Genomic DNA, 15555 nt, shown 5'->3' on the forward strand with positions numbered 1-15555 from the left:
GGGGAAATGAGTGTGCAAACATCGAATTGGCAACAAACAGCACCTGGCGTATGGCGCCTTACGATTGGAAATCCGCAGGGCATAACACCGCTCTCTTTGATGGGGGTGTTACCGAAAGATGAAGCGCTGCAGCAGCTTCCGCAAGTGAATCCTCCTTTTACAAGAGAAAGCATTGAAATCGAGGATCTTGGTGATTATCTTTTACTATCCATACCGCTTAATCGCACAGAAAAGCTATATGGGACAGGCTTACAATTATTAAGAATGAATCAACGTGGAAGAAACCGTTATTTGCGGGTAAACAGCGATCCTAAGCAAGATACAGGCGAGACGCATGCGCCAGTACCCTTCTATATAAGCGATCTCGGGTATGGTGTGTTGGTGGATACTTCGCGGATCGTGACCATGTATTGCGGCTCAACGATGAGACAAGAGGAAACACGAAGTGAGGATATACGGGATCGCAATACCGATAAGGGATGGAAAGCTACACTAGTGGCATCGCGGGTGGAGATCAAACTACCCAGGGAAGGTGCACACGTTTATTTGTTTGGTGGACCAACCCTCTCCGATGTCGTAGCTAGATATAATTTGTTTTGCGGTGGAGGCACGCTGCCTCCGAAGTGGGGACTGGGCTTCTGGCATCGGGTTCCGACGCTGTATACGGACGAACAAGTGCTCGAAGAAGCAGAGCAGTTCCGTCAGCACGATATGCCTTGTGATGTCATTGGACTCGAACCTGGTTGGCACAGCCACAGTTACCCGGTCAGCTATGAATGGGAGAAGATCCGATTCCCTGAACCGGAACAATTCGTAAAGGAACTGGATCGTAAAGGCTTTCGTGTCAACCTGTGGGAGCATCCCTTCGTATCACCAAAGAGTGAGTTGTATGAGGAATTGAAGCCGCTGTCGGGGAGTCACTCGGTATGGGGAGGGCTTGCGCCGGATTATTCGCTGCCTGAAGCTGTGTCGCTCTATAAGAAGCAGCATGAAGAGCAACATGTCAATATCGGGGTGGCGGGTTACAAGCTGGATGAGTGTGACGGCAGTGATCTGACCAACAACTCATGGATGTTTCCTGGGCACGCTCAGTTCCCATCGGGGCTTGATGGCGAGCAGATGAGACAAATGTACGGGTTAATGTTTCAAAAGATGACGACGGAACTTTTCCGCAGTAAGAATCGGAGAACGTATGGGCTTGTCAGGGCTTCGAATACCGCGGCTTCCTCCATGCCTTATGTCTTGTATTCAGATCTTTACGATCACAAGCAATTCATTCGTGGTGTATGCAACGCCTCTTTCAGCGGGTTGCTGTGGACGCCGGAAGTGCGCAGAGCTAGGAATGCCGAAGACTGGGTCAGACGGATGCAAACGGTCATCTTCTCGCCTCTTGCGATGCTCAATGCATGGGGGGATGGCACGAAACCGTGGTCTTTCCCAGAGGTTGAGGACACGGTTCGCCACTATATCAAGCTGCGGATGAGACTGCTGCCTTACTTGTATACGGCATTCGCCGCGTACCGGGAGAAGGGAATTCCACCTTTCCGTGCCATGCCATTCGTCATGTCCCCAGCAGAAATCGCAGAAGCTGAGGCAATCCAAGCTGAAGCAGCTGAGCAAACCTTGAACACGACAGATGGCGCTTATGGCAAAAGGAAAGTGAGAGAATGGGACGACCAATACATGGTCGGCGACGCCCTGTTAGTTGCTCCACTTGTCGAAGGAGAAACTGAGCGAGAAGTCCTGCTCCCTTCGGGAACCTGGTATGGATTAGAGACGGGTGAACGATACGAAGGTGGTTGTATCATTCGGATTCAATGTGGTCTAGAACGAATCCCAGTATTTGTTAGAAATGGATCAATCATTCCTATGATGCCTGCGCTGTCGCATGTCCCACCGCTAGGAACGCAAGTTCCACTTGAGCTGATTCATTTCGGTGATGCGGTAGGTGAAGGGAATTTATATGACGATGACGGGGAATCGTTTGACTATGAGGTAGGTGTATGCGGTTTGTGGAAAACAACGGTCATCCAACAAACAGATGGCTCCTACAAGGGGCATCTTACTGGACCGACTGATAAGCCGCAAGCCTACAGCACTGTCACGTGGCGCTTCGCACAAATTCGTTTGTAGCACCTTCCGTTGAAGAACTGATCACGGTGAGTTATCATAATTGGATATTGATTCTGAGACATGGGTAGGAGGTCTGGACATGCATGTATTGATCGTAGATGATGAGCCTGTCATACGCAGAGGAATCGTGAAGATGGCGGAAATGTACCAACCTGCTTTCTCACGTATTCAGACAGCCGAGAATGGCTTGGAAGCGTTGGAGCGAATTCGAGCCTGCGAGCCTGATCTTGTGCTGGTAGACGTTCGTATGCCGAAAATGGACGGATTAGAGCTCTGCAGAATCATTCATGAGGAATTCCCGCAAATCAAAACCGTTGTGATATCCGGATATAGTGATTTTGAATATGCGCAAAAAAGTATGAATTATGGTGTACGCCATTATATGTTGAAACCAGTTACGACAGCGGATGTCCATGACATGCTGAATCAGTTAATCAAAGAGCCTTCACGCGGCTACATGCCGCCTTCCCGTTATATTGAGTGGATTGATCAGATGGAGCAGCACATATGGGCTTTGCAAATGGAGGAGCTTGGCAGCTTAATCGACCGTTGGCGTGACTATTGTCTCTCTGTGCAACTGTCTTTGGCTGGACTTAAAGAACTATTGGATGATTGTTATGCCTTGTTAGTCAAGCGCTTCCAAGCCCGTAACTACTCACCTTCCATCGCGCAAGCCTATTTGCAGGCAGATAGTGTGAAGGAAGCTATAGACACATTTAATAAAGGGTTAATTCAAATGGCCAAAGGCTTGCAAGCCGTTCGAAGTGGAAGCTTTAAAGATCCGATGGAAGAGGCCAAAAGCTATATTGACAGCAGGTTATCTGAGGATATCACGTTGGATCAAGTTGCGGCCATGGTCGGATTGACACCGACCTATTTCAGCTCGCTTTTTAAAAAAGTAACCCAAGAGACCTTTGTTCAGTATCGGATTAATAAAAGAATGATGAAGGCGAAGGAATTGTTAGCCATTCCCTATGTCCGAATCGTGGATGTAGCCACAGATGTGGGGTACGACGATTACCCTCATTTTACAAAAACCTTCAAGAAAATAGTCGGCGTATCCCCGTCTGAATATCGTGCAGGATTGGGTATCAAATGAAAATTAGAGGATTAACGAAGAAAATATTCGTTTATTTCTTGATCGTTATCATTCTTTCGCTTAGCAGTGTTGGCTTCTTCTCCTACATGACTTCTTCCGGAGAGTTAGCTGAGATGGTTGAGAATCAAATGAACCAAATCGTCGGAAATGCGGTTCATCACACGGATCTTTATTTGAAGGATTATGAGCGGTCCATTGTCTCCCTTTTGACAAACAGACAGGTTATGGAGTTTGTAGATTTGAAGGCTGACCGGGAGGAATATGACTATTATATCGCTCGGAAAACGATTCGCGAACTGAGTGTCGATCCGTTATTTATCCGTAATCCGAAGTTGTCATCCGTATATGTGCTTAGCGATAAACTGAATGCCGTCTATTACTATAACGGTGTAGGTGAGCAATCTTTCAACGCCGAGGATAAGCGGAAGCAGCGAGAATATCTTCTCGCCAATACAGCGGCTGACGGTAAATTAAGTATTTTGAACCATACCATCATTGAAGGTCAAGAGAATCAAATGCTTACGTTAGTTCGTCGATTTCGAGGGTTCACCTCGTCTGAACTGAGCGGCATACTCGCTATTGAGATGCGATCGGCGGATCTGTCTGCCCTATGGAAAGGGATTGATCTAGGTAAGTATGGATACTTATTTATTATTGATAATAAAGGCCGATATATCTATCATCCAGATGGGGAGAAAGTCGGGTCCGATGTCCCAAAAGCGTTTGTAGAAAAGATGGAAAAGGCTGGAACTTCTTCCTTCATCGACAGCAGTGAAGGGGATGAACGCATGTATGTGAGTCGGAAGTCTGATTATTCGGATTGGCAGCTTGTCGTTTCTATGCCGTTGCGGGAACTGCGTAAGCCTTTGATGAACATTCGTTCGACAACGTTGATTGTCGGTTTATTTACATTGATGTTGGCGATTTTACTTGCGTACAGATTCGGTAAATCGATTACGAAGCCGATTCAAGTGTTGAAAAGCGGCATGCGGGAGACGGAGAAGGGGAACTGGGCTACGATTCCACTCCCTCCTCACAAGGATGAAATTGTTGAGCTGATGGTGCGCTACAATTTGATGGTTAAGCGGCTATCCGAAGCCGTTGACCGCGTGGTTCAGGTTGAAATCAGCAACTCTGAGATTCGGATGGAACGCCAGAAAGCGGAGTATCAATCTCTGCAGCTGCAGATCAATCCTCATTTTATGTACAACACACTTGAGACCATTGTTTGCTATGCCACGATTCAAGAATCGGAAGAAATATCTGAAATCGTGAAGGCATTGGCGTACATGCTGCGTTACTCGGTTCAAACGAATCTCGAGGAGATTACCGTTGCTAACGAATTGAAGCATGTTTTGTATTATATTGTTGTTCTGAAGCACAGAATCGGCCGTGATTTCGAGATTGATGTTGCCATAAAACCGGAGTATCTGCTTCATGTCATGGTTCGTTTGACCCTTCAGCCTTTAGTCGAAAATGTGTTTCAGCATGCCTTTCCTGACGGGTTGGAAGATTACCACTTCGTTCGCATTGACGGAGGCGTTGTTGACGGGATTTTCTGGATCAGTGTTGAGGATAATGGTTCAGGGATGACAGAGGCCAAATTAACGCAGCTTCAAGCGAAATTGAATGCCAATCGGTTGGCGGATACGGAAACAGATGAAGCAGGCATAAAGGGTGGCATAGGTGTGCTGAACGTCCATCGCCGTATTCAAATGGTCTATGGGGAGAGCTATGGACTCAGGATTGAAAGTGTGGCTGAGCAGGGGACCAAAATGATTATGGTGATGCCTGCATCGCCTAAACAAAGTGATAAGCCAAATGGTGAATAGGGGGCGTATTCTTGAACAATCGAGAGAAACTGTGGTATCTGCAGCCTGCTAAGTTGTGGGTGGAGGCCCTTCCGATCGGGAACGGTCGGTTAGGCGGGATGATCTTCGGTCACGTACAGGAGGAACGAATTCAGTTAAATGAAGATTCCATCTGGTACGGAGGTCCTAAGGATGGGATTAACCCCGATGGTTCCCGTCATTTGGAGGGAATTCGGGAGATGCTTTTTGAAGGAAAGGTGGAGGAGGCCACACGATTAACGCGAATGGCTCTTTTCTCCACGCCCAAATATTATAATCCGTATCAGCCTTTGGGAGACCTGAGGCTTTATTTCCATGGTCAAAAGGGTGAAGTTGAAGCGTTTCAGCGAGAGTTGGATATCAAGAATGCCATAGCTCGGACGAGCTATAAGGTAGATGGAGTCACCTATCGTCGTACGATGTATGCCAGCTACCCTGATCAAGTGATTATCATCCGACTGGAATCTGATCAACCTGGGCAACTGAATTTCTCGGCGAATCTCAACCGCAGACCCTACGAGGGGGAAACGGGCCGTCTATCAGCCGACAGTATCTGGATGAGCGGCGAATGTGGGAAGCACGGTGTCGAATATGCCTGTGTACTGAAGGCAAAAACGGAGGGCGGCACTGTCTCTGTCATTGGCGATTTCTTGTCTGTGGAAGGGGCTAGTTCCGTGACGTTGCTGCTTGCTGCAGCGAGTACCTTCCGAGAGTCGGATCCATTAGCTGCCTGTCAGCTGCATATCGCGGCTGCCGACCAGTTTAATACGGAAGAACTAGAGCGCCGCCATATTCAGGATTATCAAACGTTGTTCAATCGGGTGAGTCTGCAACTAACGGAGCAGGATCCGTTAGATGACTTGGCAACCGATGAGCGATTGAAGCTGATGCAAGAGTCGCATTCGCATATGGATACTGGATTGATGGAGCTTTACTTTCACTATGGACGGTATTTGCTTATCGCCAGTTCCCGCCCAGGATGCTTGCCAGCCAATCTTCAGGGCATATGGAATGACAGCTTTACACCGCCTTGGGAGTCCAAGTACACCATTAATATCAATACGCAAATGAACTATTGGCCAGCAGAGGTATGCGGACTATCCGAATGTCATGAGCCATTGTTTGATCATATTGAACGCATGCAGGTGAGCGGTCGGCAAACCGCAAGAGATTTGTATGGATGTTCCGGCTTTGTCGCTCATCACAACACAAACCTTTGGGGAGAAACACGGCCTGAGGGTTTATTTCCGACATGTGTCATTTGGCCAATGGGAGCGGCGTGGCTGAGTTTACATCTGTGGGAGCAATTTCTATATACCCAAGATAAACAATTTTTGCAGCATAGAGCTTATCCAATCTTGAAAGAAGCCGCGGCCTTCTTCGTTGATTATTTGGTGGAAGCGCCGAATGGACAGCTTGTGACAGGCCCCTCTGTCTCACCCGAAAACGTGTACGTATTGGAAGATGGAACTAGAGGGGCATTGACCATGGGGCCCGCTATGGATTCGCAGATCATCCATGAGTTGTTCACTGCATGTATCCAGAGCAGCGATCAACTGCAAGTGGATGGAGAACTGCGGGAACAGCTCACGGCGCTGCTAGCGCGGCTGCCTAAGCCTCAGATTGGCAGACATGGTCAAATCATGGAATGGTTGGAGGACTATGCGGAGGAGGATCCTGGTCACCGTCATATTTCACAATTGTTTGCCTTGCATCCTGGCACGCAAATAAGCCCGCATCGAACGCCAGAATTAGCTGAGGCAGCAGCAGCAACCCTTCAGCGCAGATTGGCAAACGGAGGGGGGCATACAGGCTGGAGCAGCGCATGGATCGTTAATATGTTTGCGAGACTTGAGGATGGCGAACAATCGCATACGCACTTGAATCATATGCTGCGCAAATCAACGTATCTCAACCTTTTTGATGCGCATCCCCCTTTTCAGATTGACGGCAATTTCGGAGCCACAGCTGGTATCGTGGAGATGCTGTTGCAGTCACATGCGGGTGAATTGAGCTTGCTCCCTGCCCTGCCGTCTGCATGGCCGCAGGGGGCTGTGAGCGGCTTGCGAGGACGCAATGGATATACGATTGATCTGAAGTGGTCCGATGGCCAATTATCGGAGGCGATGATCGATGCATCTAGCTCTGGCACATGCAGAATCCGTACGCGCGAAGCCGTTCTGGTGCGTAGTGGAGGCGTAGACATCCCAGTGAACAGGGATCATGCGGTTATCGAATTTCAAGTCGAAGCGGGTTGCAAGTATGAGATTTTCAGAAAATAGGGAAGATCGTCTTGGAATCCTAGTCATTTCCATTTTCAAAAATCGGTAAGCGAGAAATCCGTTACATTTTAAAATTTCGGGCAAGTTATCCTTCTTGGGTGCATAGGATTGTAGTACACAATTCACCATCACGAGCTGACCTATTGCCATTAAAGGCAGCAGTGAAAGGAGGTACCCATGGACATATTCAAAAGAATTTCAGAGCATCGTACGGAGAAGGATTCATTGAGCTGGACCGGTACGTTCGCGGAGTACATAGAATTGCTTCGCAGTAATCCTGGACTCGCGAGAACTGCGCATTCTAGGGTCTATGACATGATTGCTTCGCAAGGTATCAACGATCAAGTTGGCCACAAATCCTACAAATTTTTCAATCAAGAGATTTTCGGCCTGGATCGTGCCGTTGAGAAGCTAGTGGAAGAATATTTCCACTCCGCTGCCCGTCGATTAGATGTTCGCAAACGTATTTTGTTGCTAATGGGTCCTGTAAGCGGTGGGAAATCCACAATTGTGACCATGCTGAAACGCGGATTAGAGCAGTTTGCCAAAACGGATTTAGGGGCAGTCTATGCGATCAAAGGGTGTCCGATGCACGAAGAGCCGCTTCATTTGATTCCGATGGAGCTGCGACCAGAGATTGAGCGCGAGTTGAATGTGAAAATCGAAGGCAGCTTATGCCCATCGTGCCAAATGCGGTTGAAAACGGAGTATAACGGTTGTATTGAAGATGTGCATGTGGAGCGCGTTTTTGTCTCCGAAGAAGGCCGGGTAGGGATTGGTACTTTCAGTCCTTCAGATCCCAAATCGCAGGATATCGCCGACTTAACGGGAAGCATTGACTTTTCAACGATTACAGAGTTTGGTTCTGAGTCGGATCCACGGGCGTATCGTTTCGATGGCGAGCTGAATAAGGCGAACAGGGGGATCATGGAGTTCCAGGAAATGCTGAAATGTGATGAGAAATTCCTCTGGAATCTACTCTCACTGACGCAAGAGGGGAATTTCAAAGCCGGTCGCTTCGCTCTGATCAGTGCAGATGAGTTGATCATTGCGCATACCAATGAAACGGAGTATAAGTCTTTTATCGCGAATAAGAAAAATGAGGCCTTGCAGTCTCGTATGATTGTTATGCCGATCCCTTATAATTTGCGTGTATCCGATGAAGAAAAAATTTACTATAAGCTTATCGGACAGAGTGATATGTCGCACATCCATATTGCCCCGCACGCGCTTCGTGTGGCCGCGATCTTCTCGATTCTCACGCGTTTGAAGGAAACGAAGAAGCAAGGGATGGATTTGATCAAGAAAATGCGTATGTACGACGGTGAAGTTGTCGAGGGTTACAAAGAGGCTGATCTGAAGGAAATGCAAAATGAATATCAAGAAGAAGGCATGAGCGGAATTGATCCACGGTATGTTATTAATCGAATTTCAAGTGCCTTGATCCGTCAGGATCTTCAATGTATTAACGCCCTAGATGTGCTGCGAGCTCTGAAAGACGGTCTGGATCAGCATCCATCGATTACCAAGGATGAGCGGGAGCGCTTCCTGAATTTCATCTCTGTTGCTCGTAAGGAATACGACGATATTGCCAAGAAAGAAGTGCAGAAAGCGTTCGTCTACTCCTTCGAGGAGTCGGCTAGAACCATTTTCGACAACTACTTAGATAATATTGAGGCCTACTGCAACTGGGGTAAAATTAAGGATCCGTTGACCGGCGAGGAGATGGATCCAGATGAGCGCCTCATGCGTTCCATTGAAGAGCAGATTGGTATTTCGGAAAATGCGAAAAAAGCATTCCGCGAAGAAATCTTAATCCGCATTTCCTCTTACTCACGCAAAGGCAGAAGGTTCGACTATAGCAGTCACGAGCGGCTGCGTGAGGCGATTGAGAAGAAGCTATTCGCTGATCTGAAGGACATCGTGAAGATTACGACCTCAACGAAAACACCGGATGAGAAGCAGCTGAAGAAAATTAATGATGTGACGAAGCAGCTCATCGACGAGCATGGATACTGCCCAGTTTGTGCCAATGAATTACTGCGGTATGTAGGAAGCTTATTGAACAGATAGGCGAATACGCTTGAAGCCAAAGACCTGAGTGGGTGACGACCCCTTAGGTCTTTTTCCCTGTGAAGAGGATGCTGATTGTTGCCTAACACGAAATCTATTAATCTCTCATATACCCAATTGAATGAGTTTCAGAATGCTTGGGATTTCAGACTAATCGTACTCACAACCATTGTTGTTTTCTTCGTAGGGCTGTGCGATTTGATGGGATTTAGAAATAACAAGAAAAACTAGGATAGCATCTAAGTCTATGAATACCTCTTGTGCAAAAATATGCCAATGAGGTTTCTTTTTTATTGAATAGTGGGAAGAAATGTGTCGAATAAAAGATATTTTGTCAAAATATTAATTTAATATAAAGCAATAGTAAGTGTGACCCATGTTTGATTTGTATGCTAAATATAAAATTAGGGTCTTTTGGATTAGTTTATTTGGTTTATTGATAGCTATATTAACCGTTGTTGGTTATAATTAGGTATAATGATCTATATTTTTGTAATATTCGTATTATTTTGTAACATTATGACGGTAATGTCGAAATATAGAAGGCATCTTTACTAGAAAGGGGTGACAGGTAGATGTTTGCCCGATTATTCAATAATATAACTAGAAATCATGTGGAATTGCCGGCAGATATTGTCCCTATCATTAATGAAATCAATAATCTGTATATAGCGATGGAAGAACGTTTGGCAAATGAAGAATTGCAGCATCGGTCAAAAGAACTATCCGAACAAATCCGAAGTGGAACACCCGGAGAATTTCTGCTACCTGAGGCATATGCTCTAGTCAAGCTGGCATGCCGTAGAGTCTTAGGAATTGTTGTGCACGATGTCCAGCTTTACGGGGCAATTATGCTTTACAGAGGGCATATTGCTGAAATGAAAACGGGGGAAGGCAAGACAGTAACCGCTGTGTTCCCTGCATTTTTGCAAGCTTTGGAAGGGCACGGCGTACATATTGCAACAGTAAATGAATATTTGGCTGAGCGGGATAGTCGCAAAATGGGAGACATTTTTCGCATGCTGGGACTTACCGTAGGTTGCATCATCGCTGGAATGTCTCCTGCTGTAAGGAAGGCACAGTACCTACAAGATGTTATTTATTCCACACATGTGGAGCTTGGGTTTGATTATTTAAGGGATCATTTGGTGCTGAGCGCAGGAGAAAAGGTTCAGCGTGGTTTATACGATATCATTATAGATGAAGTGGACAGTATCCTAATAGATGAAGCGCGCACTCCGTTGATTATTTCGGCGCCTCCAGGTAGCGGGCAACAGTATTTATTTTTTATTGACGAAAAAGTAAAAAAACTTAGCGAAAGCCATATTCAGATCGTGGAGTCTCATAAACATGTCGTGTTAACGGAAGAAGGAATGGATTATTGTGAAAATCTTTTTTCTGTTGATAATTTGACAAAGCAGGAGCATTCGGAACTCTATCATTATATTGTTCAGGCATTGCGAGCAAACTATGTCTTCAAACGAGATGTTGATTATGTCATTATCCGCCATGATGACGGATCCGAGGAAGCCGTTATTATCGATCCGAGCACAGGACGCCCTATGTTAGGAAGAAGGTTTATGGAAGGACTACATCAAGCCATAGAAGCCAAAGAGGGAATTCTGGTTCAAGGGCAGCCAAAGACCCTTGCAACGATAACTTTGCAAAGCTTTTTCGCTATGTACGCCCAAATATGCGGCATGACGGGTACTGCGATGGAATCTAAGGACGAGCTTCGTGATATTTACGGTATAGATGTTGTGAGAATTCCTACCCATAGACCTGTCATTCGCAAAGATTTGCGAGATCTATTATTTTTCACGGAAGAAGCGAAATTTAATAGAGTCATAAAAGATATAAGACGTATCCATGAAACAGGACAGCCTGTGCTTGTTGGAACAGCAGATATCAAAAGGTCCGAATATGTAAGCTCTATGCTTACCGCAGCAGGAATTCCACATCGATTATTAAATGCAAAGCATATTGACGAGGAAGCGAAAATCATTGAACAGGCAGGGGCGTATGGCGCAGTCACGATTGCTACGAACATGGCTGGAAGAGGGGTTGACATCAAACTTGAGCCTGGGGTAAAAGAGCTTGGCGGGCTATATGTTTTAGGTACTTCCCACCATGAATCTTCTCGAATCGACAACCAACTTCGTGGACGCAGTGGGCGTCAAGGAGACCCGGGCTATTCAAGGTTTTATGCTTCGTTGGAAGACGAAATGTTATGGCAGTATTATCCGGAACGACTGTTGGATGAATTGGAAAACGCTAATTTCGATTTGTTAGAGCCTATCCCTCGAAAACATTATTTCAAAGGAATCAGTGACGCTCAAAAACAAGTGGAATCGCAACATTTTTTCATGAGAAAACAACTCCTTGCCTTCGATTATGTGCTTAATCTTCAAAGATTGGCGATGTATTCGATGAGGGACGCGCTTCTGGAAGCAGAAGAGGTACATGCCAAGTTAACAGACTCTATACCAGATGTGATTTTGAACATTGTTCAGGGCTTCTTCTCGAACTCAGCGGAGCCGTTGAATTTTGCGGGGATTATGGCAGCTGTTCGAAGTGTTTTTCCCGATCGGAGGCCCCTCAAGCTGGAATGCCAAGATGAGGTGACGGCAGATACCATAACAGTGAGTCTTGCCTCTCAGATTTCCTTGATTTTCGAGGAAATAACGGAGCTTTGCGGTGAGAGCGTTCATCAGGTGGGAAGGCAGGCGATGATTTCAGCCTTGGATCTTCACTGGATGAATTTCATAGAAGCTGTGGAAGATGTTAAAAAGGGTGTCGGCTTACAGGCCTATGGCAACATGGATCCCTACATACAGTTTGAAAAAGAAATTTCAACAATGTTTGAAGAGATGATGCATGCCATCCGTCAGGACAGCTTGCGTAACGTTTGGCTTCAGCTGCAACGCATTAGGCCAAATGTAGCTTGTTGACAGACTGGTTATTCTCTCAATTTATCATAGATTAAGTAAAATTTGATTGCATTTATAGGAGGCTAACATGTCGGATAACAACAATCACAACCAAGATGAAAAAGAAGTCAATCAGCCAAGCGCCAAGTTTAAGCGAAGAAGTAAGGGCACTTCATCTAAAAACAAGACGGCTGTCATCACTGGAGGAATTATGGCGGTGGGGTCTCTTTTGCCGCTTTTACCTGTTCAAACGGCTTATGCTGCTACTGCAGCTTCGCTGTCGATCAGTTCATCGTATGCGGCTGCGGAAGAGAGTGTAACGGTTACTGTCAATACGAATGATGGTGACGGTTCCTTGAACGCCAATATTGGCGTTGCGGAAACGACCACAGTCAAAGTTTCTTCTCCTGATGATACTCGAGGATCTTTTAGCTTGACGCTTACAGAAACAGATGTCAACTCTGGTATTTTTACAGGTTCCTTGAAACTGGTAGAAGCAGATACTGCTAACGCTAATGAAATAAAGGTGCAGAACAATAATCAGGTAACTATCGTAGATCCGAATACCGGTTCTCCTACGCTTAATCCGATTGCTGCAACCATTACCAGAAGAGATCATACGACTGGTATTTTGAGTTTTTATGACAAAGGTACTGACGGCACTAACGGCACTAACGCTTCTATTTCGGGTTTAAACGGTCTCGTACGCAATGGTCAGGTCATTCGAGTGGAGTTGTCCGATCTTGATTTGAACACTAATGCGACTACCGCTCAGACACAAGCTGTAACTGTTGCTGGTGTTTCTCTCAATTTAACAGAAACGGGCGTAAACACTGGGGTGTTTGCCGGAACGTTTACAGTAGGGGCTGGCGGTATTTCCCCTGCTAATAACAGCAGTTTTCTCATAGAGTATGCGGATTCGAAAATATATAACCTCAATACTCCTGCCACTATTACTAGCACGTTGATCCGCAAGGATTACTCTGCAGCAACACTTACTGTTTTGCCGACTAAAGCGGCATTTAATGAAGCAATTACGGTTACATTAGTGGACAATGATCTGAATTTAACGGGCGGCCAGGAGCATGCCAATGTCCATATTAGTTCTACTGACGATTCGACTGGGTTTAATCTGGATTTAACAGAAAGTGTTGGTACTCCAGGAACTTTTATAGGGACCTATACGATGCAAGCATCGACTAATGCCTCCGAAAAAGAAATCGGTGTAACGAACGGCAATACGGTAACGGTAGCATATACAGATCTTCGCAATAGTTCTGGTGGGATAAGCTCACTTACACAGCTCGTAACCCGTAAAGACCATACGACGGCAACAGTTACTGTTGATAAATCTCATTTAGTTATAGGTGAAACTGCAACGATCACCGTGTCCGATTTGGAGCTTGCTAATAACAGTACGGCAGACGCGCCTACAGTTACTGTAAAGTCAGGTATTACGGATAATACAACGGGTATTACAGTTATATTAACGGAAACTGGTGATACTGGGGTATTTACAGGGACGTTCAAAACAGGGGTAGCTTCTGACCCAGTGACGACGCCAAAGACGATAGGCGTTAATACGAATCTTGAGCCGATCACGATCACTTATACAGATGCTACGCAAGCTAATAACGCGACGAACGTAGCTGTAACGGCAACAACGGATCGTAAAGACCGGATGACAGGTATTTTGTCATACCAGAGGTTGAACGAAAGCGGACATGAAGTTATCGAAGTATCATTGAACGATACGGACTTAAATGTAAGTTCGTCAGTTGCGGAAACAACGACTGTTAATGTGACTTCTGTGGATGACCCGACAGGTTTTACGTTGACATTGACGGAAACAGGGGTAAACACGAACTTTTTCAAAGGGCAATTTAAGCCTGTTACAACTGCAACAAATGACTCCGCAACCCCTGCGGAATTGAATGTTGCAGCATACAACAACAATATGATCGTTACCTATGCCGATGCGTACAAAGCAAACGGAATCCCTGGTAATGTAGCGATTTCGTTTGCGAATTTGCAAATTCCGTCAATTACAAGCATCACGGCAGCGGAAGCGGGTGCATCCGAGAACGGCGCTGGCGCTGGGGATACAGTAACGATTGCTTTTGATATTGCGACGAATCAAGCTATTAATACTAGCAATGTACTTTCGGCATTGACGCTTCCTGTTGGACGAACTTTAGGAACTGCACCTACCGTTTCATGGACTGACAATAAAACTTTAGTTGTTAATTTGGATGCAGATGCTGTGTTGTTTAAGGGGGATACAATCACTGTCGCCTCTAGTTCAGGATTGAAGAATGTAGCGGGTACAAGCGCAATTAGTGAATCTGCACATTTGATTGATGCGGGTACGTTCGGAAACGATACATTAGCGATCACTTCGGCTGATCCGAACTACGATAACACGACTTACCGCCAAAGCGGGCAGTCTTTTGACATCGTCTTTAATGCGCCAACGAACAAAGTGAACGGGGATACGGCGACGTTTGCGAAATTGTCAACAATCTCCAGGAACACGTTAGGTACAGGTGGTAACGCGGTATGGCAAAATTCGACGACACTTCGTGTAACGTTAGGCACGGGAGCAACTGTTGTAGTAGGCGATACTGTAACCTATGATACAACCAATGAAAATCTCTCCGATTACTCGCGAGAAACGGTTGCTCCAGCTTTGATTTCCCAATCTATTGGGGGAAGCTTTGGTACGCAACAACCGGGTCTAGTCAGTGTAACAGGGCATAACGATGGAGGACACGTAGGGCCGGAAGCAAGTGATACCGTCCGAATCGTGTTTGACATTCCGACGAACCAGTCGATTACAGCGGGTGATTTGGCGACTGCAGTCCTATTGTCGAACGGGACATGGGGGAACTCAACGGTCGTTTGGGTGGATGACAAAACGATGGACATCGTGTTGGGAAGTACGGCGAATGTATTCGCAACGTCGAATTACACGGTAACTATTGACTACGATCAATTGACAACCAATGGCCAGCCGTTTAAAAATATTGGATTGGAAGCAGCCAGCACGTCCACGGGATTGAGCACGGCGATGGCGATTGCGCCGACATTTGGTGCGGGTGTGGTACCGACAGCCATCACAGCGGCAACGACGACAACGTACGACGATACAACGTACCGTCAAGGCGCTCAAAGTTTTGCCATTACGT

7 protein-coding genes are annotated in these 15555 nt (G+C 46.1%); all 7 read left to right on the forward strand.

What is annotated here, in order from left to right:
- Positions 1-6 precede the first annotated feature (6 nt).
- Positions 7-2133, forward strand: coding sequence for a TIM-barrel domain-containing protein (locus tag AB4114_RS26440; RefSeq protein WP_441991137.1), 2127 nt, complete (start codon positions 7-9; stop codon positions 2131-2133).
- Between the two features lie 79 nt (positions 2134-2212).
- On the forward strand, positions 2213-3232 hold the full coding sequence (locus tag AB4114_RS26445) for a response regulator transcription factor (RefSeq protein WP_441991138.1): 1020 nt from the start codon (positions 2213-2215) through the stop codon (positions 3230-3232).
- On the forward strand, positions 3229-5064 hold the full coding sequence (locus AB4114_RS26450) for a cache domain-containing sensor histidine kinase (RefSeq protein ID WP_441991139.1): 1836 nt from the start codon (positions 3229-3231) through the stop codon (positions 5062-5064). The genes AB4114_RS26445 and AB4114_RS26450 overlap by 4 nt, the downstream gene beginning before the upstream one ends.
- Before the next feature lie 11 nt (positions 5065-5075).
- On the forward strand, positions 5076-7364 hold the full coding sequence (locus tag AB4114_RS26455; RefSeq protein ID WP_441991140.1) for a glycoside hydrolase family 95 protein: 2289 nt from the start codon (positions 5076-5078) through the stop codon (positions 7362-7364).
- A gap of 177 nt (positions 7365-7541) precedes the next feature.
- Positions 7542-9437 (forward strand): PrkA family serine protein kinase, encoded by a 1896-nt coding sequence (locus AB4114_RS26460; RefSeq protein WP_056624593.1) that lies wholly within the window; start codon positions 7542-7544, stop codon positions 9435-9437.
- A 575-nt stretch (positions 9438-10012) separates the two neighbouring features.
- On the forward strand, positions 10013-12388 hold the full coding sequence (locus AB4114_RS26465; protein WP_441991141.1) for a preprotein translocase subunit SecA: 2376 nt from the start codon (positions 10013-10015) through the stop codon (positions 12386-12388).
- A 67-nt stretch (positions 12389-12455) separates the two neighbouring features.
- Positions 12456-15555: beta strand repeat-containing protein (locus AB4114_RS26470; protein WP_441991142.1), on the forward strand; the 3100-nt coding region annotated here is incomplete at its 3' end.

This window comes from Paenibacillus sp. 2RAB27, from assembly GCF_052115445.1.
In the GTDB taxonomy this organism is placed as follows: Bacteria; Bacillota; Bacilli; order Paenibacillales; family NBRC-103111; genus Paenibacillus_E.

Excerpts from the sequence above, each read along its gene's own strand:
- AB4114_RS26465 (WP_441991141.1), top strand. The coding sequence starts at position 10,013 with ATGTTTGCCCGATTATTCAATAATATAACTAGAAATCATGTGGAATTG.
- AB4114_RS26450 (WP_441991139.1), top strand. The coding sequence starts at position 3,229 with ATGAAAATTAGAGGATTAACGAAGAAAATATTCGTTTATTTCTTGATC.
- AB4114_RS26445 (WP_441991138.1), top strand. The coding sequence starts at position 2,213 with ATGCATGTATTGATCGTAGATGATGAGCCTGTCATACGCAGAGGAATC.
- AB4114_RS26460 (WP_056624593.1), top strand. The coding sequence starts at position 7,542 with ATGGACATATTCAAAAGAATTTCAGAGCATCGTACGGAGAAGGATTCA.
- AB4114_RS26440 (WP_441991137.1), top strand. The coding sequence starts at position 7 with ATGAGTGTGCAAACATCGAATTGGCAACAAACAGCACCTGGCGTATGG.